Source organism: Pseudoalteromonas lipolytica, assembly GCF_003515105.1.
GTDB lineage: Bacteria > Pseudomonadota > Gammaproteobacteria > Enterobacterales > Alteromonadaceae > Pseudoalteromonas > Pseudoalteromonas lipolytica.
In genome coordinates this window covers 2,238,715-2,259,508 of the sequence record NZ_CP032090.1, presented here as the reverse complement: position 1 = coordinate 2,259,508, position 20,794 = coordinate 2,238,715, and the positions used below count along the sequence as shown (strand labels likewise).

Below are 20,794 nucleotides of genomic sequence, written 5' to 3'. Positions count from 1 at the left end.
TCAGGATCACGTACTAAGCGACGTGATAAAAACTTAAGGAACCCGTAATGAGTACAATTCGTCAGCAAGACTTCATTGATAGCATTGAAGATGCATTGCAATACATTTCTTTTTATCACCCTCTCGATTTCGTCCAAGCCTTAGAAAAAGCGTACAATAAAGAGCAAAGTAAAGCGGCAAAAGACGCTATTGCGCAAATCTTAATTAACTCGCGCATGTCTGCTGAAGGTAAACGTCCACTGTGTCAAGATACCGGTATTATTACCTGTTTCGTTAAAGTGGGTATGGATGTTAAGTGGGATAAAACAGACATGACTGTTCAGCAAATGGTTGATGAAGGTACACGTCGCGCTTACTTAAACCCAGATAACCCATTACGCGCATCAATCGTTGCAGACCCTGCTGGTACGCGTAAAAACACCAAAGATAATACACCTTCTGTGGTTCATATCGACTTAGTGCCAGGTGGCGAAGTTGAAGTGATGGTTGCAGCTAAAGGTGGCGGCTCAGAAAACAAAACAAAAATGGTCATGCTGAACCCATCGGATGATGTTGCGGCGTGGGTTGAAAAAACACTCCCAACAATGGGGGCTGGTTGGTGTCCGCCGGGTATGCTAGGTATAGGCATTGGTGGTACCGCTGAAAAAGCAGCCGTGCTTGCTAAAGAATCTTTAATGGATCCGGTTGATATTCACGAGCTAATTGAACGCGGCGCTGAGACAACAGAAGAAAAAATGCGTATTGATATTTTTGAGCGCGCGAATAAGTTGGGCATTGGTGCTCAAGGTCTAGGCGGTTTAACAACCGTTGTTGATGTAAAAATTAAAACGGCACCGACGCACGCGGCATCTAAGCCTGTAGTAATGATCCCGAACTGTGCGGCAACGCGTCACGTTCACTTTACCTTAGATGGCTCAGGTCCAGCAGAGCTTAAAGCTCCTAAACTTGAAGATTGGCCAGAAGTGACGTTCGAAGTTGGCGAGGGCACACGCCGTGTTGACTTAAACACGCTAACTAAAGAAGACACGCAAGAGTGGAAGATGGGTGAAACAGTGCTTCTCTCTGGCACTATTTTAACAGGGCGTGATGCGGCGCATAAACGCCTACAAGATATGATCCAATCAGGTGAAGGTTTACCTGAAGGTGTTGATTTCGATAATAAATTTATCTATTACGTCGGTCCTGTTGATGCGGTTCGTGATGAAGCTGTAGGCCCAGCAGGCCCAACAACGGCAACGCGTATGGATAAGTTCACTGACATGATGTTAGAAAACACGGGCATCATTGGTATGATTGGCAAAGCTGAGCGTGGTCCTGCAACGGTTGAATCAATTAAAAACAATAAGTCTGTGTACTTAATGGCGGTAGGCGGTGCTGCTTACTTAGTATCTAAAGCTATTAAGAAAGCGCGTGTAGTGGCGTTTGAAGATTTAGGTATGGAAGCAATCTACGAGTTTGAAGTTGAAGACATGCCTGTGACTGTTGCTGTTGACAGCGAAGGTGCCAATGCGCACACGCAAGGCCCAGCAATTTGGAAAGCCAAAATCGAAGAGCTTGATGGTAAATTAAAATAATCGTCATTAAATCGTTTATATGAAACGGCGCCCAAGCGCCGTTTTTTTTCAGCTCTGACCAGTCTCTTTCTCATCCACACTTTTGACTTAAAGTGTGTGTTTTCAGGCTTTTGCTACTGAATTACTTTGTCACTTTTTCTTTACGCTATACTTGACCTTTACGTTCACGTAAAAAAGATTTAGTAGATTTACTTTTGTTTTGAATTAATCATGCTTTATGTGGATTTATGTAGGTATATATTTCCTGTTTTAACGTGTTTTTTGCGTTGTTATTTCAATCGCGTAACTTAGCTTAGTTTTATCATCTCATATAGTGGCATGGGAGCAAACGAAGTGATAAAGTCTCGGCAATTTCAGCGCTCACACCCCAAAAAGGGTAAGAAAATTTCGGAGTATTTAACTGTGGCTGTATTTAATAAAGTCGACTTTGATAACCACGAGCAAGTGGTGTTTTGTTCAGATAAAGAATCAGGCCTTAAGGCTATTATCGCGGTTCACAATACCAAGTTAGGTCCAGCTGTAGGTGGCTGTAGAATGTGGGACTATGCGACTGACGAAGACGCAGTAACCGATGCCCTTCGTTTATCGAAAGGTATGACATACAAAAATGCGGTTGCACGTTTACCATTCGGTGGTGGTAAGTCTGTTATTATCGGTAATGCAAAAGAAATTAAATCAGAGCAGCTTTTCCGTGCGTTTGGCCGTCAGCTAGAGCGTTTAAGTGGTAGTTATTATTCAGCAGAAGACGTAAACATCACGTGCGATGACGTTGCAATCATGAATAAAGAAACTAACTATGTGCTGGGTCTTGAAGGTAAAAGTGGTAATCCATCACCTTTCACTGCTTACGGTACATTTTTAGGTATTAAAGCCGCGTTACAGCATCAACGTGGTCATCAAGATTTATCGGGTATAAAGGTTGCTGTGCAAGGTTTAGGTGCCGTTGCATATGGTCTTTGTAAACACCTTCATGAAGCAGGCGCAACATTGTTTGTTACTGATATTAACGAACAAGCTGTATCACGTGTTGTTAATGACTTTAATGCGACAGCAGTGGGTATCGATGAAATTTATGACCTAGATGTTGATGTCTATGCACCTTGTGCGTTAGGTGCAACAGTAAACGACATGACAATTCCACGTTTAAAAGCAACGATTATTGCTGGTTGTGCTAACAATCAACTCGCAGAGTCTCGCCACGGTGAAATCATTCGTGAAAAAGGCATTCTTTACGCGCCAGACTATGTAATTAATGCTGGTGGTATCATTAATGTGTATTACGAAACAGCACCAGAAGGCTACAGTGCAGAGGCGTCAACGAAGCACGTTGAAGGTATTTTTGATACGCTAACAGAAATTTTTGCTCGCTCAGAGAAAGAGCAAAAATCAACGCATTTAATTGCTGATGAGCTTGCATTAGAAATCATCGAAAACGGCTTATAATTTAATTAATTTGCTGTTTAAAAAGGTGCGCATGGCGCGCCTTTTTTTGTGCCCAAATAGGCTTCAATACCCATTTGCAATATTATTCCAAATAAACCGCTTAATTAAGCTTACAGCTATAACATATTACGCCAAATACCTTTATAGGCGACAACATGCAAACAGCCCTAAAAAGCCAATAGACTATCGCGGATTTTAATCGCAATTACATGACTTAATGAATGTATCTGGCTACACTGTTTTTTTATTTCACAGGGCCACCCAATGCATTCTCTTCCAAATGACAGTCACGTAATTGATCTTGAGTCATGGCCTCGTAAGCAACATTTTGCTTTTTTCAAAGAATTTAGTCTCCCTTACTTTAATGTTTGTGTGTCGCTCGACATGGCTGCACTTTATGAGCAGTGTAAGTCAGCGCCGTATTCATTTTTTCATAGCTATATTTTTCTGACTTTAGAGGCTTGCCACGATTATGCGCCCATGCGCCAGCGTATTATAGATTCGTGTCCTATTCAGCTATCAACTGTACGTGCTAGTGTGGTTGAGTTAGCTGATGATGATACATTGCGTTTCAGTTACTTTGAAAAACATGATTCTATTCAACGCTTTTCTGAGCATGCATTGCAGGTAGCAAAAGAAAGTAAAGGGCAACCTTTCTTCTCAGAAGCGTTTGCAGCGACAGAAGGGCAACCCGATCTCATTCATATTTCTGTTTTACCTTGGCTAAATTTCACGGGGTTTTCACATGCCGTTAGTGAGGGGCACGGGTTAGGTATTCCTAAATTGGTGTTTGGTCAATACGATAAGCGAACCGGCAAGATCCCGCTATCCATTGATGTCCATCACGCTTTAATGGATGGTTTACATGTCGCTCGGTTTGTTCAAATCTTGCAAGAAAAAATTAATGATTACTGTAATTGATTGTTGCTAAATGTGATTAAAGTGAGTAAGAATTGCAACTAATGTAGTAGTAATGGAAGTGTTGGTTGACGATATGAGCACCACACAGCATCACTGAAAAGAACAATAATTAAAGGTTAAGCTTTATGGCGCGGGTAGTTAGTCTCATTTTACTGTGTGTATGTTTTAGCGCTTTTGCAGAATCAACTCGCCTTTCATTGAGTGACTATTTTACTGAGACATGGAATACACGCTCAGGTTTACCTCACAATAGTATTAACAGTGTTGCACAAACGAAAGATGGCTATATCTGGATAGCAACGTGGGAAGGGTTGGCGCGTTTTAATGGTCGAGAGTTTAAACTTTTTACACGAACCGAGATCCCAGGATTGCCTGATTCAGGTTTAAGAAGTCTGATAGCCATGGATAATGGCGATTTATACATTGTTGGAGCACGAGGCGGGATTGCCGTGCGCTCACAGGGCCAGTGGCGGTCGCTTCCAAGTTCATCGACCATGATTAATCATGCATTGATCTCAGAACAAGGCGAAATTTGGCTCGCTCTTGAGGGACAAGGTATTGTGTATCGTGCATCAGAAAAAGCAACAGAACACACATTGGTTGATAAACTGAGTGCATACAGACTAATAAAAGACAAACAGAATGTCATTTGGGCTGCAACCAGTGATGGCTTATACAAAATTGAAGGTAAAAAGGTCAGTAAAGTTGGTCAAGAAGCCGGTTTACCTGATGTCTCTGCTTTTACGCTGTTATTGACTCAGTCGGGTACCTTAATTGTCGGCACAGAAAAAGGGGCATGGCAAAAGCAACACGATAAATTTGTCTCTGTTGATGCAACGCTCAATCATGAATCCATATCGAGTTTGCTCGAAGATACCCAAGGAGACATTTGGTTCGGTACAATCAACAAAGGTGTTTTTAGATTGAGGCAATCAGGCCTTGAAAATCTCGATGCCGATGATGGCTTGCCGAATAACCGTATTCTGTCATTACTGCAGGACCGTGAAAAAAGCATTTGGGTTGGTACTAATGCAGGGCTATTCAGGCTGCGTGAAGCCCCGTTTACGAATTGGAGCCAAAGCCGTGGTCTTGCTTCAGATTATGTTCGCACCGTATTGTCTCATTCTGATGGTAGTTTGTGGGTAGGCAGTAGCAATGGTTTAAACCGAATTATAAATGGGGAAATAACCACCTTAAACCAAGCATATGAACGTGATCCCTTGTCAGTGCTAAGTTTAACTGAAGACAAAAATGGGGATGTATGGCTTGGCACGTACACTGGTGGCCTCATGAAAGTGGTGAATAACAAAATTTACCCAGTTAAGAATCGCACTAATGGGCTTCTTAATAATGAGGTACGGGCGGTATTATTCGATAGCTCACATAATTTATGGATCGGCACTGCCAGCGGCCTTACAAAGCTCACAGACGACGGACAAATTCATTCTTACACTACTGAAGAAGGCTTAGCTGGCAATTTTATTATGGCACTTGCTGAAGATAATCAAGGCCGGCTATGGGTTGGAACAGGTGTTGGAGTGTCTATTTTTGATCCCGCATTAAACACATTTTCTAACATAGAATTTCCTGAAAAATTTAGCACTGAATATGCGTTTGGTTTTTATCTTGATGGCGAAAAAATGTGGCTCGCAACGGATCGAGGCCTCATACGTTACGATTTGAAGATCGATGTTATGCATTTGTTTGGACGTGAACAGGGCTTACCCGTTGATAAATTATTTCAGGTTATTGAGCAAGGTGACTCGTTGTGGTTAACCAGTAATCGCGGTGTTATTCAGCTCAATAAAACCCAGCTTACTGAATTTTTAGATAACCCCACGGGTGCGGAGTCAGTTGTTGTTTCTATGCAGTTGTATGATGAAGGCGATGGCATGCTGAGCGCGCAAGCAAATGGCGGTTCTAACCCTGCAGCAGTGACGCATTCTGATGGTCAACTCTGGGTTGCAACGGCAAAAGGGGTTGCGATTGTAAAGCCTGAGCGATTAAAAGAAGCGAGTAAACGCCGTTTGTCAACGGTCATAGAAAGCTTTGAAGTTGATGGTAAGCCCGTTGCATTGCCCGCTAAAAGTGATGTACTAAGTTTACCAGCGGGTATTTCAAGGGTGTCATTTAATTATGCAGGCTTAAGTTTTATTATGCCGCAGCGTCTAAATTATCAAACTCACTTAAGTGGCTACAACGAAGAATGGGTTGATAGAGGCCGCTTAGCTATTACTGAGTATACAAACTTACCTCCGGGAGAATATACATTTAAGGTCCGTGCGGGCTATCCAAATAGTGAATGGCAAAACAATGAACAAACGTTACGATTCAGAATTGCGCCATATTTTTGGCAAAAGACCAGCTTTAAATTAGTGCTTATTTTGGGCTTATTTTTAATAGCCTATGCAATATATAAATACCGTTTATATCATTATAAACGCATTGAAATAGAGCTGACGGAGAAGGTCGAGCAACAAATGCACGATTTAAAGAACCAAGCAGATGCATTCGCGCATCTCGCTAATCATGACCAATTAACTCAGCTACCCAATAGACGAGCATTCGATAGTTGGCTATTCGAGAACTTTAGTCAGTTCCAACATAATAAGCAAAGCTTAAGTGTTGCGATTATGGACATTGACCACTTTAAATTAATTAATGACAATTTTTCACATTTGATTGGTGATCAAGTGATTTGTGAAATTGCCCGTTTGTTACGTATCAACTTTCCAGATGAAGGTTATGCTGCGCGTTGGGGAGGCGAAGAGTTCACTTTACTATTTCCTCATAAAGGTGCTGATGAAGCCGCGCGTTTATGTGAAATTATTCGCTTAGAAATCGCGGATTATAATTTTTCTGAACTTGCGAAAGAACTGTCTGTCACTGTAAGTTTCGGTGTTGCAGATAATGCAAATGTTACCGACTATGATCGGCTACTTTCTCATGCCGATACCGCGCTCTACCACGCTAAAAATAATGGCAGGAACAAAGTGGTAATTTACAATAAAGAAACATCAATTTTGTAGATTGGTCACAAATGGCTTTTTTATTCATTTTAAGTTCATTATAATAGTAGACCCCATAAGGGAAACAAAAATAATTAAATGGAGTTTTTATGTTTAAAAAACATACTATTGCACTCGCAATTTCTGCGAGTTTTTTATTATCTGGTTGTTTAGAAGTTGAAGACAATAATAACGATGAACTAATCAGTGCAATTGAAGAACAAAATAAGGCCACTCAAGAAGCTGAAACAGCGACTTTAACAGGAACGGTTAAAAATTACGTCACTGACAGTTTAGCGGCTAACGCACAAATTCAAATTAAAATTGGCAATACTTGGTCTGAGGCAGTTTCGCTGAGTGATGGCATGTTTGAATTGAAAAATATTCCAAAACATTCTGATTACGTGTTACTTGTGACAAGTACTGATGGTTCGTTTCAACAGCGTGCATTTTATGGTAACTCAGGCTCTGGAGTCAGCCAACTAGGCTCACTTTCAGTTACTACAACAGAGACCATTCAATTCACAGCATTGCTTGATGGTGAAAATACACCCATTAAAGACCTTCAATTTACTTATACTACATCATTAGGCCTGACAGATAGCACGTGGCAATCTCGCAATGAGCACTTTTTCAGTGCGACCTATAACGAGCAAACTAATCTTTATTCAATTGAGAAACCCGTTGGTTTGGGAAATGCAATTGCTCTTCATATCGATATGGATGTTGATAACGATGCTATTAATGATTATGAGCTTGTACAAAATTATTACAATCAAAGTTCTGTCTCATTTAGCACATTGAATGATGATGCAACCATTTTGTTTAAAGATACAGATGCGACAAAAGAGTATCAATTACGTGTTAAAGTCATCGATGAAACTGGTCAAGTCTTTTCAAATATTGAATTAGTGGCATCAAGCAATGATTTTGAGTCTAATCCTTTGACCTTTGATGCGACAGAAAATGAGTATGTTTATGACTTTAAAGGCAGCTCATCACTTACTGTAAGAATGTCGGCTTTTACAGATGTAAATGGTCAGAATTATTTATCTGATTCATTTTCTGTTAGAGAAGAAAATGGTGAGTTGGTGGTCGGCAATATCTATAACCAAGGTAATTTCCAAGTCGAAGACGGTGTTGTGTCGGTGATTTTTAAGGCCAATAAAGGCACACAAACGACGCAAGTAGATTTGCTTAGCCAAACTGTTAATGCGTTGAATAATGGTTATTACTTGTTCTTCTCAAAACCAATAGAGCTTACACAAGATAGCTTTTCATTGGTGAGAAGCAATTCACTTACAGTGATCCGTGGTAATGAATCAACAACAGATTCAGTCCCTGCTGGCAGTACATTTTTTATTAGAAAGGATGTAGACATTACAACGACTTCATCATTGTCATTAAATGATACCTTTGTGGAAGTATTGCCTGAGCAAGCGCTTAGTGTTGGTCGTTATAAGTACCGTTTAAATTCAGTGATTGATAAAGAAACTGCTTTAACTGCTAATTATTCATTTGAAAATGAATTTACGGTTGCTGATAAAGCTGCGTTTTCAATCGAAGATGTTAAATTCGATAATAATAATGGTTTGAAAGCTGGCCAATTGATTCACGCTACTAACTCAGCGGGTGAGAGTGCAGCATCATCGAGTCGTGGTAATAACGTGAGATTGTACTTACCAACGTCTATTGCATCACTTGCCGAACTTGATATTACCTTAACGGGTTATACAAACAATGGCACTATGAATCCTGTTTACGAAGAGCTTACAATTGTCTCTGGTGAGTATATTTATAATGATAGTTTAAGAAACCTAGTTTCAATTGCATTAAATGAAACGGCCTATGGTGATTCGGGCAATGCAATTAAATATACTTCTTTACCAGATGGCTTAATGTATATGCATGGACTACCGTGGGATGTAACATACCTTGATGATAACGCGTCTGGTAACGTTAATACGATTACCTTCGACTATGAGTATCGAGTCAAAGGCAGTAAAGAAGTGGTAACTGGTTCGGCAACGGTTCCTGTCCTGTAACTTTTTACTGCAACTTAAATAAAAATGTGTGCAGACAATTGATCTTTTTTTGTTTGCACACATTAAAGTAACAAGATTATATTTTAGGCGATGATAATGCTTAACCTTGTTTTGTTACTTTTTTTGCTCATTTTTATTGTCGGTTACTGGCGCTGGGATGATATTCGAAATCATTTTTGGCATAAAAAGTACCTGACCTATTCCCTTACTTCAGAGCAGAAGTCATTGCTGTTGAAGTACATGCCTATTTATCAAAAAATGACGGACGCTGATCGTGAAAAATTAGAGCGTCATATTGTTTGGTTCTTAAATGAAAAGCGATTTATTGGGTGTGATGGCCTGCAGTTAAATGATGCAATGAAACTCATTGTTGCTGCAGATGCATGTGTTTTAGTGCTCAATAAGCCTTGGCCTTTATATCGTAATGTGAAAGACATTTTATTATATCCAAGTGCCTATTATGCACCACAAACATCACGCGATGGTGCAGGTCTTGTTAGTTATCATAATACCGTGAGACAAGGTGAGTCATGGCCTGGTGGCACCTTGGTCTTAAGCTGGCACGATGTGCTAGAAGGAAGCCGACTCCCTAGTGATGGCCACAATTTGGTATTCCATGAATTTGCTCATCAACTAGACCAAGAAACAGGAAAAACGACAGGCACGCCATTGCTTGCTAGTAATGCTGACTATCAACAATGGGCCAAAGTATTCAGTCGTGCTTTTAATCAGCTTAAAACACACATTGCTTACGGTATGCCCCATGTTATTCATAGTTATGGGGCGACCAATGAAGCCGAGTTTTTTGCCGTGATCACCGAAACTTTCCTTGAAAAGCCTGCTGCACTTAGGCAATTCGATCCTGAAATTTATCATTTATTGGTAGGCTATTATGAATTTGATCCCATTGCGTGGCATTAGTCGCCAATTTACGACTGTTTAACACGTAATGCTGGAATCTTGCTATGCTATTTGATGCAATCAATATGTGTGCAAATAACAAAACAATAACAAGTGAGAATTCCATGAAGAAAATGCTTCATACGGCTTTGGCTGTTTCGATTTCACTCGCCTTTACAGGGCAAGTAATAGCAACCGAGCAGTCAGGTGATGAAAAGTGGCGAGTTGATGCGCCAGCAGGTCAGTTTTTAGATGCCAAAATCAGTGTTGAACAAGGCACGTGGATGAATGTTGATATTAGTCCTGATGGTGAAACCTTGGTGTTTGATCTGTTGGGTGATATTTACACTATGCCAATCTCGGGCGGTACGGCAAAACAATTAACAAGTGATATTGCGTGGCAGATGCAACCGCGCTTTAGCCCTGATGGTAAATACATTGCGTTTACATCTGATCAAGGTGGTGGTGATAACATTTGGATTATGGATGTCAACGGTGAAAACCAAAAGGCCGTCACTGACGAAACGTTTCGTTTATTAAATAGCCCTGCATGGAGCCCCGATGGCGACTATTTAGTTGCGCGTAAGCACTTTACAGCAAGCCGCTCACTCGGTGCGGGTGAAGTTTGGCTATACCACAAAGCCGGTGGTAAGGGGGTGCAGTTAACGGCACGTGAAAACGATCAAAAAGATTTAGGTGAACCGATGTTTTCACCTGACGGTCGTTATGTGTATTTTTCACATGATGCTACACCAGGTAAAACATTCCATTACTCAAAAGATTCAGTTGCGGGTATCTACAAAATTAAACGCTATGACCGTGAAACCGGTGAAATTGAAACTATTATTGATGGAATGGGGGGCGCTATTCGTCCAACCCCCTCACCAGATGGTAAAAAGCTGGCTTATATCAAGCGTGATGATTTTCAAACAAGCTTATATTTATATGACCTTCACACTGGTGAGCATACAAAGTTATATGGTGAGCTTGAGCGAGATATGCAAGAAACATGGGCAATACACGGTGTTTATCCGACCATTGCTTGGACGCCAGATAATGCGCAATTAGTGTTTTGGGCTGGTGGCACAATTCATAAATTAGATGTTGATGATAAATCAGTATCACGTATCCCATTTAAGGTAGAAACCAATAAACAAATTCAAAAAGCAGTGCGGTTTACACACAATATCGATAGCGATAATTTTGCGGTAAAAATGCTGCGCAATGTGCAAATTTCACCAGACGGTGAAACAGCCATTTTTGAAGCTTTGGGTCATATTTATAAGCGTGATCTTGAGTCAGGTAAAGTGAAACGCTTAACTAAACAAGACGATCATTTTGAGTTATTTCCACAGTTTTCCCGCGATGGTAAAAAAGTAGTTTATACAACGTGGGATGACAATGAACAAGGCTCTGTGCGTGTCGTTTCTGCAAGAGGCGGACGAGGTAATAAGTTAACAGAAGAACCAGGTAAATATGTAGAACCTACCTTTAGCCCAGATGGTAAGACGGTTGTTTATCGTAAAGCATCGGGTGGCAGTATCCTCAATCCAACCTGGTCATTAGAGCCGGGCATTTATTCTGTTAGTGCCAAGGGCGGTGAATCCGCACTGATCACTAAGTCAGGTTACCAGCCGCAATTTGGCGCAATGAATGACCGTATTTATGTAATGAGCCCATGGCCTAAACCTACGCTTAGTGTGGTTGAGCTTGAGTCAAAAGAAGTACGTAAGCTGTATGAGTCTGAGCATGCAACGGAGTTCAGAGTGTCGCCAGATGGTAAATATTTGGCATTTGCTGAGCGTTTTAAAGTGTTTGTAACCCCTTTTGTTGAACGCGGCAAAACCATTAATATTGGCCCGAAAGATAGTCAATTCCCAATTGAACAATTATCAGTTCGTGCGGGCGAGAATATTAGCTGGAGTGGAACCAGTGATAAACTGTATTGGAGTCTTGGTCCTGAGCTTTATCATGCAAGTTTAGCGGGTTTATTTGACATAAATAAAAACGCAGACACAGATTTTAAAGTGAAAAGTGGTGACAACATTGGCTTTACCAAAACAATGGCTGAGCCAAAGGGGATGTTTGCACTAACGGGCGCACGCATCATTACCATGAATGGTGAGCAAGTTATTGAAAATGGTGTGATTGTAACTAATGGAAAACACATTAAAGCAGTCGGAAGCAAAGACTCTGTAACAATTCCTAAAGGTGCAGAAGTTATTGATGTGACCGGCAAGACGATTATGCCAGGCATTGTTGATGCCCATGCTCATGGTGCGCAAGCCAGTGATGAAATAATCCCGCAACAAAACTGGAAAAACCTTGCTGGTTTATCGCTGGGTGTTACGACGATTCATGATCCATCGAACGACACCACCGAAATTTTTGCTGCGAGTGAAATGCAAAAAGCAGGCATGATAGTGGCACCACGCATTTTCTCTACCGGTACAATACTGTACGGTGCTAATATGCCGGGCTATACATCGCATATTGACTCGCTTGACGATGCTAAATTCCACCTTGAACGCTTGAAAAAAGTGGGTGCATTTAGTGTTAAGTCATACAACCAGCCTCGCCGTGAACAGCGTCAGCAAGTAATTGAAGCTGGGCGTGAACTTGAAATGATGGTCGTGCCAGAAGGGGGCTCATTATTGCAGCATAACTTGACCATGGTCGTTGATGGTCATACCGGTATTGAGCACTCAATTCCTGTTGCGAACATTTATGATGATATTCGCCAACTATGGTCGCAAAGTGATGTAGGTTATACACCTACGTTAGGTGTTGCTTATGGCGGCATTTGGGGTGAAAACTACTGGTATGATAAAACGGATGTGTGGAACCACCCACGCCTAAGTAAATTTGTGCCTAAAAACCAACTTTTACCGCGCTCAATGCGTCGAGTAAAAGCACCCGATCATCATTACAACCACTTTAACAACGCACGCGTTGCTAAAGAGCTACAAGACTTAGGAGTATTGGTTAATTTGGGCGCTCATGGTCAACGTGAAGGCTTAGCTGCACATTGGGAAATCTGGATGTTTGCTCAAGGCGGTATGACGCCGCTAGAAGCAATTCGTGCGGCGACACTCGATCCTGCTAAATACATCGGCTTAGATAAAAATATTGGTTCATTAGAGCCGGGTAAATTAGCGGATCTTATCGTTATTGATGGTAACCCGTTGACGAATATTCGCGATACCGACAAAATCGACTATACCATGGTGAATGGTCGTTTATTTGACGCGGCAACGATGAATGAAGTCGGCGGAAAACAACGTGATAAATTATATTTTGAAAAGATATAAATAGCGTAAAGTGAAAAGCGGCCATTGAGCCGCTTTTTTATGGTTTTTAATTTAGCAGGCGAGGGAATTGCTTCATACCAGACACTTTTGCTTGGCAAATCATTCCCTCAGTGAGTGTCATTAAATAGTGGCAAAGAGAATCAATTTTCTCGGCTTTTACGTCTTTACATTCTGACAAACGCTGTTTGATGAGTGAAGAAACAGCGGCTTTATGTGCTTTACATGCAAGGTTGACTGGGCTTTGCGGCGCTGAGTATTCTGCCGCTGCGTTAATGAACATACAGCCATTAAAGTTTCCAAGCTCTGCAACCTTAGAATGAAACCAATCTTCGAAGCTTGTAAATAAACGTTCTTGAAAATCGTGTAATGTCGTTTGTTGGTTGGTGGCGTTCTCAAGCCACGTGATGAATGTAGTATGCCGTTCGTTTAGGCACGCTAAAATTAATTCATCTTTACCTGCAAAATGATGGTACATCGTTTTTTTAGCTACATTTGCTGCACTAATAATTTCATTAATCCCCACGCTGTGAATGCCTTTATCGTAAAACAATTCGAGTGCAGTCAATGTAATGTGTGTTCTTTTATCCATGCTTGCTCCTAGATAGAAATTCTAGCTTGACATAAGTAGACCGAGTTGTCTACTATCTGTGGGTAGACAGATCGGTCTACCTTGAGCAATGGAGATATGATGGACAAAACAATTAACAAAGCGGTTATTGCAGGTGGATTTGCAGCGCTGGCTATTTTTGTACTTGCTTACTTACAGCAACGAGGGGATTTTGGCATATGGTTAATGGCTCCATTTGGAGCGACTGCCGTTTTAGTCTTTGGTGTACCTACAAGTCCACTTGCGCGGGCCAGAAATGTGATTGGTGGTCACCTTATAACGGCGTTTATAGGAGTCTTATTTGTAAATTTTGTTGGTGTCAGTCCTTTTGAGATTGCTATTGCCAGTGGGTTGGCTATTTCATTAATGATGCTAACACGCACAGTGAATCCTGCCGCTGGGGCAAATCCTATTTTAATAATGCAATCGTTGCAAAGCTGGGATTTTTTAGTAATGCCCGTATTAACAGGTACCGTATTTATTGTGCTTTGTGGTTTTGTTTCACAATACTTGATAAATATCTCGATAACTGGGCATAAAAAAACCGCTAATTAGTAGCGGTTTTTTCCCAATGTGTAATTAGTTACACAACACCACGAGGTAAACGACAATCGTGGTCTTTTTCAGCTAGGTTAACAATCCACAGCTCTTCAGCTTTGAAACCATCATCATTCGCTTTCACTACGGTGAATGGTGACTTTTTAACTGACTTAGCTGGCGCAGCGGTTTTAGTTTTGGTTTTTTTTGCCGGTGCTTTTGGTGCTTCTTCTGCTTTAGGCTCAGCTGTTTTACCAGAAGTGAGCTCTTCAGTCAGCGCTGCAACATCAGCAAGGCGCAAATTTTTGCCACCGTCGATGCTATACCAACCAGGTTTTGTTGTGATTTCAGGTTTTTTACCATTCGCTGCTTCATAAGCTGCTTCGAAGGCATTTAACACTTCTGTTTTGTCTAGTTTGCTCATCAGAGACCCTATACGTTGTAAACACAGATTAAGAATATATATTTATACCTATTTTCAGCTTACTTTTCAATTTTTTGCGATTTTCCTTCCATTTTTGACTTATAAACGCCAAAATTTGCACAAATTTAAGGGGTAGAGGACGATTTCTATATGCAACGTAAACAATTTACTCAGTTATTAAACGACATTCTAAAACCCGACTCAATCGCAGATTTTTGCCCGAATGGGCTTCAGGTTGAAGGTGCAAACGAGGTAAAAAAAATAGTGACAGGGGTCACGGCAAGCCAAGCATTGATTGATGCGGCTATTGATCACGGCGCGGATACTATTTTGGTTCACCATGGATATTTTTGGAAAGGTGAGTCTCAGCCAATCACAGGTATGAAAAAACGGCGTGTAGCGGCGTTACTTGCTCATGATATCAACTTATTTGCTTATCATCTGCCATTAGATGTTCATCCCGTCATTGGCAACAATGCGCAACTTGCACACTTATTAGATATTGAACTTAGCGCTGGCCTTGAAGCGGGACCAAACAGCGTCGCAGTAAAAGGATTTTTAAAAACACCTTTAACGGGCAAAGAGTTTGCAGACAAAATTAGCACAGTGCTACACCGTGAACCTTTAACGAGCTTAGTGCGCGATGACAAGATTGAAACCATTGCTTGGTGTACAGGGGGCGGGCAAGGTTATATTGACTTAGCTGCTGCTCAAGGTATTGATGCCTATTTGACAGGTGAAGCATCTGAGCAAACTATTCATAGCTCGCGAGAGCAAGGAATTGATTTTTTCGCTGCAGGTCACCATGCTACTGAGCGATACGGAATAAAAGCACTTGGCGAGCTTTTAGCTGAGCAGCATGGTTTTGATGTTACTTTTATAGATATTGATAACCCTGTTTAATCTAACAGGGTTAAGTGATTACAACGCCTCTGGATCAATCCAGCGGCGTAATTTAATCCACAGACTGCCTACCTTTTCGTGGCTCACTCGTGTAACTGCAACGAGTACATCGGCACTGGGGATAAATTGTTTGTACATGGGAAATTGGCTGTAATCTTTATAATCTGTTGCTGCGGGTATTACCTCGATTCCTTGCGCGTTGAAGAGATCTTTTGCGCGCGGCATATGGCTTGCAGATGTGACTAAAGCACTCTTTTTGTCGACCAAATATATCGCCAGTCTTTTCGCTTCTTCTGCGGTGTCCATCGCAAGCGGGTTTTGTTTGATCCTTGATGCTGCGATACCTAATGTCTTGGCTGTTTCAAACATCAATTGGCTGTTTGTGGTATTGGCAAAGCCACCACCAGAGACAAATAAAATAGCATCGGGGTATTGATGCGCAAGTTTTACACCCTCTAATAAGCGGCTTATAGCACAATCGCCCAGTTGGTTATTAGCAACAAGTTGTGGATGCGGCATGATGGTACAACCTAAAACAACAATGTTATCAATCTGGGAATGTTGGCGTTTATTAAATTGCCATTGTGGGTTATTACTTGAAACAATCAGCGTTTGACCAACATAAGGGGTGCTTACAATTAGTAGGCTTAATACACTGATAAACCCTAAATAGAGCGCTTTTCGTCGCTGTGTTATCGCTAGAAATACCATTAGTAATGTTATTATGCCAAGCAACGGAAGTGGCATTAACAATGAGCCAATTATCTTCTTAATTTCAAACATAGTAAATACAAGTGATTGTAAGATATAACGATGTTAGAGAGTTTATCTGTGTTTAGCGACCATTATTTAGTTTGCAAGTATTCAAAAAATGACGATATACAGGATTATCTTTCATATTTTTTTTCATTGCTAAGTACATAGGACGTGTAAGACCTAGAGCACCTAATGGAATTGATTTTATCAAGCCTTGGCTTTCATAAGGTGTAACTAACCAGTCTGGTAGCGCAGCAACCCCCATTCCAGCACTAACAAGCTGAAAAATTAATAAGCCTTGGTCAACGGTTTTAAGTGTGCCGTCAAAGCGTGCATTTTGTATAAAATGCTTAAAAATGTCCTGACGTTCACGTGGAATAGGGTATGAAATGATTGTTTCGTTTTTCAGATCCAGGGCGGTCACATAGGCTTTTTTTGCAAGCTCATGATCAGGTGCCACGATTAATTTTAATTTAAAGTCGAATAGATGTGCATATTCGAGCTGATCTGGTTCACGAATATCTGATGTAAGCACAAGATCGAGTTCGTCATTCATTAAATCAGGAATAGCATCGTAGCTAAAACCGCGTTCATAATCGACTTTAATGTCTGGCCAAAAATTATTAAATTCTTTAATTGTCGGCAACAGCCAATGGAAACAGGCGTGACACTCAACACTTAATCTCAAGTTTGATATTGGTTGATTAAGACTCTCTTTTAATCGACATTTTGTGGCTTCTACCCGAGGAAGCACCTCGTTGGCTAATTCAAGTAAGAGCATGCCCTGCGGTGTGAAACGAACCGGTTGTGTTTTCCGTTCGAATAACTGGCAGTCGAGTTTATTTTCGAGATCTTTAATCTGATGTGATAACGCTGATTGCGTTAAGAAGAGTTCTCGGGCTGTATTAACTAAAGAACCGGTCTCTTTAAGTGTCGCAATTGTTTTAAGGTGCTTTATATCAATCATCTTTAAAAAATCTCATGAAAAATGTGAGTCAAACTCAGATTACAAACATACTACGCTTTCGTTTATATTTTTTCAACGTCTAGACGTCTAAAATGGCGTTGTTTTTTACTGCATGTTTACAATAACCTTTCTAAACAATAAATGACAGCGTTGTCAGTTTGTTTTTTTACACTTGCTGCGATATTTCCATGAATTTACCTCAAGTTTATAAGTGGCGAATTTAGCAGTCATAGGAAAAGCGACAAAAAAGAGAAAACTCAATAAAGGTATCCCGAGTGCCGCCAGTGCCAAATTTAGCTTTTGAAGCCTAAAAATGTGAACTAGGCATAAGGTGTACTCAGGTATAAAGGTAAACTTAAGGTATAGAGTGAGAAAGATTAATGTGCTGTGTAGAGGGTAGTGGCATGTATATATTGCTCAATAGAGTGCTCTGTGTTCAGTGTTAGCAAGTTATATAAACACCGATATAAAAAGGTATACGTTGAGTCATCCCGTTGCTAGCAAGGCGTTTAATTTATACCAATCCGCAAAAATACTTAATCATTTTGAGTGATCAAACCAGTCGCTACCTGCGTTAAAAATTTCTGATTTAAAACAACTAAATAACTAAATTTTTGCCTTGTTATCAACGCGGTTTTATTGCCTCAAAATAGACCACTTAATTAAGCGGAATGGTATTAGTGGCAATAAATGTGAGGTAAGAAAACCGCGTCGGTAGCAAGCACATTGTGTTATGTAGCTGTGTTATTTGTGTTTGGTAATCGCCTTTGCATTGCTGTAACTCCTGCACCTATGGAGGCGTTAATCAGACATCCTTAACGCTGTGTATGTCAGGTTTAATGCCTGAAAATGATTGCGTATGGTTGCTAAAGGTTATTACAGCAAGCTTATCAATAAACAAATCCGTCTTTTTACAGTAAGGTCGTTTTTTTCATGGCTTATAAAGGCGAGTATGCTTTTTATAAGCCATGTAAAATAACGTTTTTAGCATCCTTTGCCGGCATTGGCCTTGCTTTTAAAAAGCCTTGACCAAATTTACACGGTGTTTGTTTTAAGATGGCTAGCTGTTGCTCAGTTTCAATTCCTTCTGCAACCACATCAAGCTGTAATGATTGTGCTAAAGATAATATGGCATCTATTAATGGGTTATGTGATTTTGTAATATGATCAATAAAGCTCTTATCAATTTTTAAGATATGAATCGGTAATTGGTGTAAATAGCCTAGGGCAGAGTAACCTGTCCCAAAGTCATCTAAGCAAAGTTTTACTTCAAGGGGCGCTAACCCTTTTATTATTTTAGTTGCGAGTTCTAAATTACCTATTAGCCCTGATTCTGTAATTTCTAGACAGAGTGACCCTAACGGAAGTTGATACTTTTTATATAAGGCATGCATTTGGGCTACAAAATCAAGACTCGCAAAGTGCCTAGACGAGACATTAACAGTGACTCTGGTAAAGGGAAGTCCGTGTTGATACCAATGTGAAATTTGTTGAGCTGCTAAGTCGAGTAAATGCAGGTCTAAGTTGATGATTTGCCCTGTATCTTCTGCAACGGGGATAAAATCATTCGGTGCTACAAACCCTTTGGTTGGATGGTGCCAGCGTACCAATGCTTCAAAGCCAATGACCTGTGCCTCTTGAATTGTAAAAATTGGTTGATAATACAGTTCAAATTCATTGTGTTCGATGCCATGCTGTAAATCATTTTCGATATCGGCATGGGTTTTTAGCTTTTTACGCATTGTGTTATTAAAAAACTTTACGTGTCCACGCCCTGAAGATTTAGCTTCGTACATGGCTGCATCAGCATGTTGCAATAATTTGTAAGCTTTGTCGTTTTCACTCTCACAAAATGCAACGCCAATACTGGTAGAAGCCTGTAATAAGTGGCCGTCAATATTGAGGGGATCAGCTAGTGCAGTTTGAATTCGCTCTAGGGCATCATTTATTTGCTGCTTATCGGTTATATTCTCCATAAAAATCGCAAATTCGTCTCCCCCTAAACGGGCAAAAGTATCTGTGTTACGAATGGTGCCTTGAATTAACTCACAAATTCTCACTAAAAAATGGTCACCCACTTCATGACCTAATGAGTCATTAATACTTTTAAACCGATCAAAATCTAAGTACAACAACGCATGTTGGGTCTCTTTATTCGCACGTGCTAAACGCAATATGCCGTGTTTTATGCGTTCAATTAATAATGAACGGTTTGCTAACCCTGTTAGTTCATCATGTAATGCACGGTGCTCTAATTCTTGACGTGATAATTGACGGTCAATAGCCATGCTAATTTGGCGACTTACATAGGTAAGAAGCGCGCGATCATGCTCACTGTAGTGATAACGATCACTGTAGCTTTGCACCGCAATGACCCCGCTAATTCTGTCATTTACTTTAAAGGGAACACCTAACCATGATTCTGCTTGGCGACCCACCATTTTAAAATGGCCTGCATCAATATGTTGCTGGAATTCTTCCTTATTGAATAATAGAGATTGCTCTGTTGTGAGCAGATAATAGGAAGCCGTGTCTTTTAATAGATCCTTAGAGATTTTTTTGTGTGCGTTAGAGCGCACTCCTTCTTCGATAATATAAACGATATCGAGCACATCACATTTTTTGTCATAAAGCCCGATGAAAAAGTTATCAGCCCTGAGTAGCGTGGTAATAATGGCATGAAGTGACTCAAAAAAGCTGTCGAGTTCGCTAGATTGATAGGTAAGATTGGCTATCTGTAGCATACAATTTTCAAGTTTTTGCGCATCGTTTAACTGATTAACAGTTTGCTTTAAGTTTTTAACGGTTCTGACTTGGTCGATTTTTGCACTGAGTAAATGGGCAACCGTTGATAAAATCTCAAGGTGAGCATCATTATAGTAATGTTTTTGCGGATGCTCGCAGTCAATGACCCCTAAGATTTTTTCTTTATAAACCAGCGGCACACATAATTCAGACAGGGCGGGGCGCGCATCTGCGATATAACGTTTTTCGTGTCTTACATCGCCTATCATTAAAGGTTTGCCAGTGGATGCAACATACCCGGTTATACCCTGATCAAAACTAATTTCTGTGCGGTCAATGTAATAAGAGTTATCACCGCTATTTGTTTTACCCATCGAAGCAACTTCTTTGAGGGTACGTGCTTCATCATCTGCTAAGTAAATGACACACTCAATGAACCCGAGTCTGTTTACAACATGTGATGTGACGTACTCAAGTAGCTCTTCTATGGTGTCTAACTGCATCAACGATGATGAAAACTGATTAATGATATGCAACTGATCTGTTTTGACTTCAAGTGCACTCGCGGTATCTAAATGTTTAGGCATAATAAAGAAAAATGAGCCAAATAATCTGTTAATTAATTACGTTAACCTACTATCAATATATCCACA

14 protein-coding genes are annotated in these 20,794 nt (G+C 40.5%); 9 read left to right on the top strand and 5 right to left on the bottom strand.

Going from position 1 to position 20,794, the window contains the following annotated elements:
• The first annotated feature begins 47 nt into the window (after positions 1 to 47).
• From D0907_RS10215 to D0907_RS10185, 7 genes are all read left to right on the top strand, one after another.
• A complete protein-coding gene (locus D0907_RS10215) occupies positions 48 to 1,574 on the top strand; it encodes a fumarate hydratase (protein WP_036967485.1) in 1,527 nt (508 codons plus the stop codon).
• A 402-nt stretch (positions 1,575 to 1,976) separates the two neighbouring features.
• Positions 1,977 to 3,017, top strand: a complete 1,041-nt coding sequence (locus D0907_RS10210; RefSeq protein WP_036969160.1) for a Leu/Phe/Val dehydrogenase — start codon at positions 1,977 to 1,979, stop codon at positions 3,015 to 3,017.
• A gap of 264 nt (positions 3,018 to 3,281) precedes the next feature.
• Entirely contained in the window at positions 3,282 to 3,938 is a 657-nt protein-coding gene (locus D0907_RS10205; RefSeq protein WP_118844422.1) for a CatA-like O-acetyltransferase, read from the top strand.
• Between the two features lie 125 nt (positions 3,939 to 4,063).
• Entirely contained in the window at positions 4,064 to 6,967 is a 2,904-nt protein-coding gene (locus D0907_RS10200; RefSeq protein ID WP_118844421.1) for a ligand-binding sensor domain-containing protein, read from the top strand.
• A gap of 89 nt (positions 6,968 to 7,056) precedes the next feature.
• Positions 7,057 to 8,991 carry a hypothetical protein gene (locus D0907_RS10195; protein ID WP_118844420.1) on the top strand — a complete coding sequence of 645 codons (1,935 nt, stop codon included), beginning with the start codon at positions 7,057 to 7,059 and terminating at the stop codon, positions 8,989 to 8,991.
• Positions 8,992 to 9,087: 96 nt separating this feature from the next.
• Positions 9,088 to 9,912: a M90 family metallopeptidase gene (locus D0907_RS10190; RefSeq protein WP_075593148.1), complete on the top strand. Its 825-nt coding sequence runs from the start codon at positions 9,088 to 9,090 to the stop codon at positions 9,910 to 9,912.
• 104 nt (positions 9,913 to 10,016) lie between these two features.
• Positions 10,017 to 13,202 (top strand): amidohydrolase family protein, encoded by a 3,186-nt coding sequence (locus D0907_RS10185; RefSeq protein WP_118844805.1) that lies wholly within the window; start codon positions 10,017 to 10,019, stop codon positions 13,200 to 13,202.
• A 46-nt stretch (positions 13,203 to 13,248) separates the two neighbouring features.
• Here the strand turns inward: D0907_RS10185 and D0907_RS10180 are convergent, their stop codons facing one another.
• Positions 13,249 to 13,791, bottom strand: a complete 543-nt coding sequence (locus D0907_RS10180) for a TetR/AcrR family transcriptional regulator (RefSeq protein WP_036967499.1) — start codon at positions 13,789 to 13,791, stop codon at positions 13,249 to 13,251.
• A gap of 96 nt (positions 13,792 to 13,887) precedes the next feature.
• Here D0907_RS10180 and D0907_RS10175 point away from each other — a divergent pair, with 96 nt between their 5' ends.
• Entirely contained in the window at positions 13,888 to 14,364 is a 477-nt protein-coding gene (locus D0907_RS10175; protein WP_118844419.1) for an HPP family protein, read from the top strand.
• 28 nt (positions 14,365 to 14,392) lie between these two features.
• On the opposite strand, the gene D0907_RS10170 is transcribed toward D0907_RS10175, so the two are convergent.
• Positions 14,393 to 14,770: a hypothetical protein gene (locus D0907_RS10170; RefSeq protein ID WP_036967506.1), complete on the bottom strand. Its 378-nt coding sequence runs from the start codon at positions 14,768 to 14,770 to the stop codon at positions 14,393 to 14,395.
• Positions 14,771 to 14,920: 150 nt separating this feature from the next.
• Here D0907_RS10170 and D0907_RS10165 point away from each other — a divergent pair, with 150 nt between their 5' ends.
• Complete coding sequence (locus D0907_RS10165) at positions 14,921 to 15,673, top strand: Nif3-like dinuclear metal center hexameric protein (RefSeq protein ID WP_065978719.1); 753 nt, start codon at positions 14,921 to 14,923, stop codon at positions 15,671 to 15,673.
• Between the two features lie 18 nt (positions 15,674 to 15,691).
• On the opposite strand, the gene D0907_RS10160 is transcribed toward D0907_RS10165, so the two are convergent.
• The 3 genes from D0907_RS10160 to D0907_RS10150 form a co-directional block, all read right to left on the bottom strand.
• Positions 15,692 to 16,456 carry a YdcF family protein gene (locus D0907_RS10160; protein WP_118844418.1) on the bottom strand — a complete coding sequence of 255 codons (765 nt, stop codon included), beginning with the start codon at positions 16,454 to 16,456 and terminating at the stop codon, positions 15,692 to 15,694.
• A gap of 52 nt (positions 16,457 to 16,508) precedes the next feature.
• On the bottom strand, positions 16,509 to 17,396 hold the full coding sequence (locus D0907_RS10155) for a LysR substrate-binding domain-containing protein (RefSeq protein WP_036967517.1): 888 nt from the start codon (positions 17,394 to 17,396) through the stop codon (positions 16,509 to 16,511).
• Between the two features lie 959 nt (positions 17,397 to 18,355).
• Complete coding sequence (locus D0907_RS10150; RefSeq protein WP_036967520.1) at positions 18,356 to 20,728, bottom strand: bifunctional diguanylate cyclase/phosphodiesterase; 2,373 nt, start codon at positions 20,726 to 20,728, stop codon at positions 18,356 to 18,358.
• Positions 20,729 to 20,794: the final 66 nt, after the last annotated feature.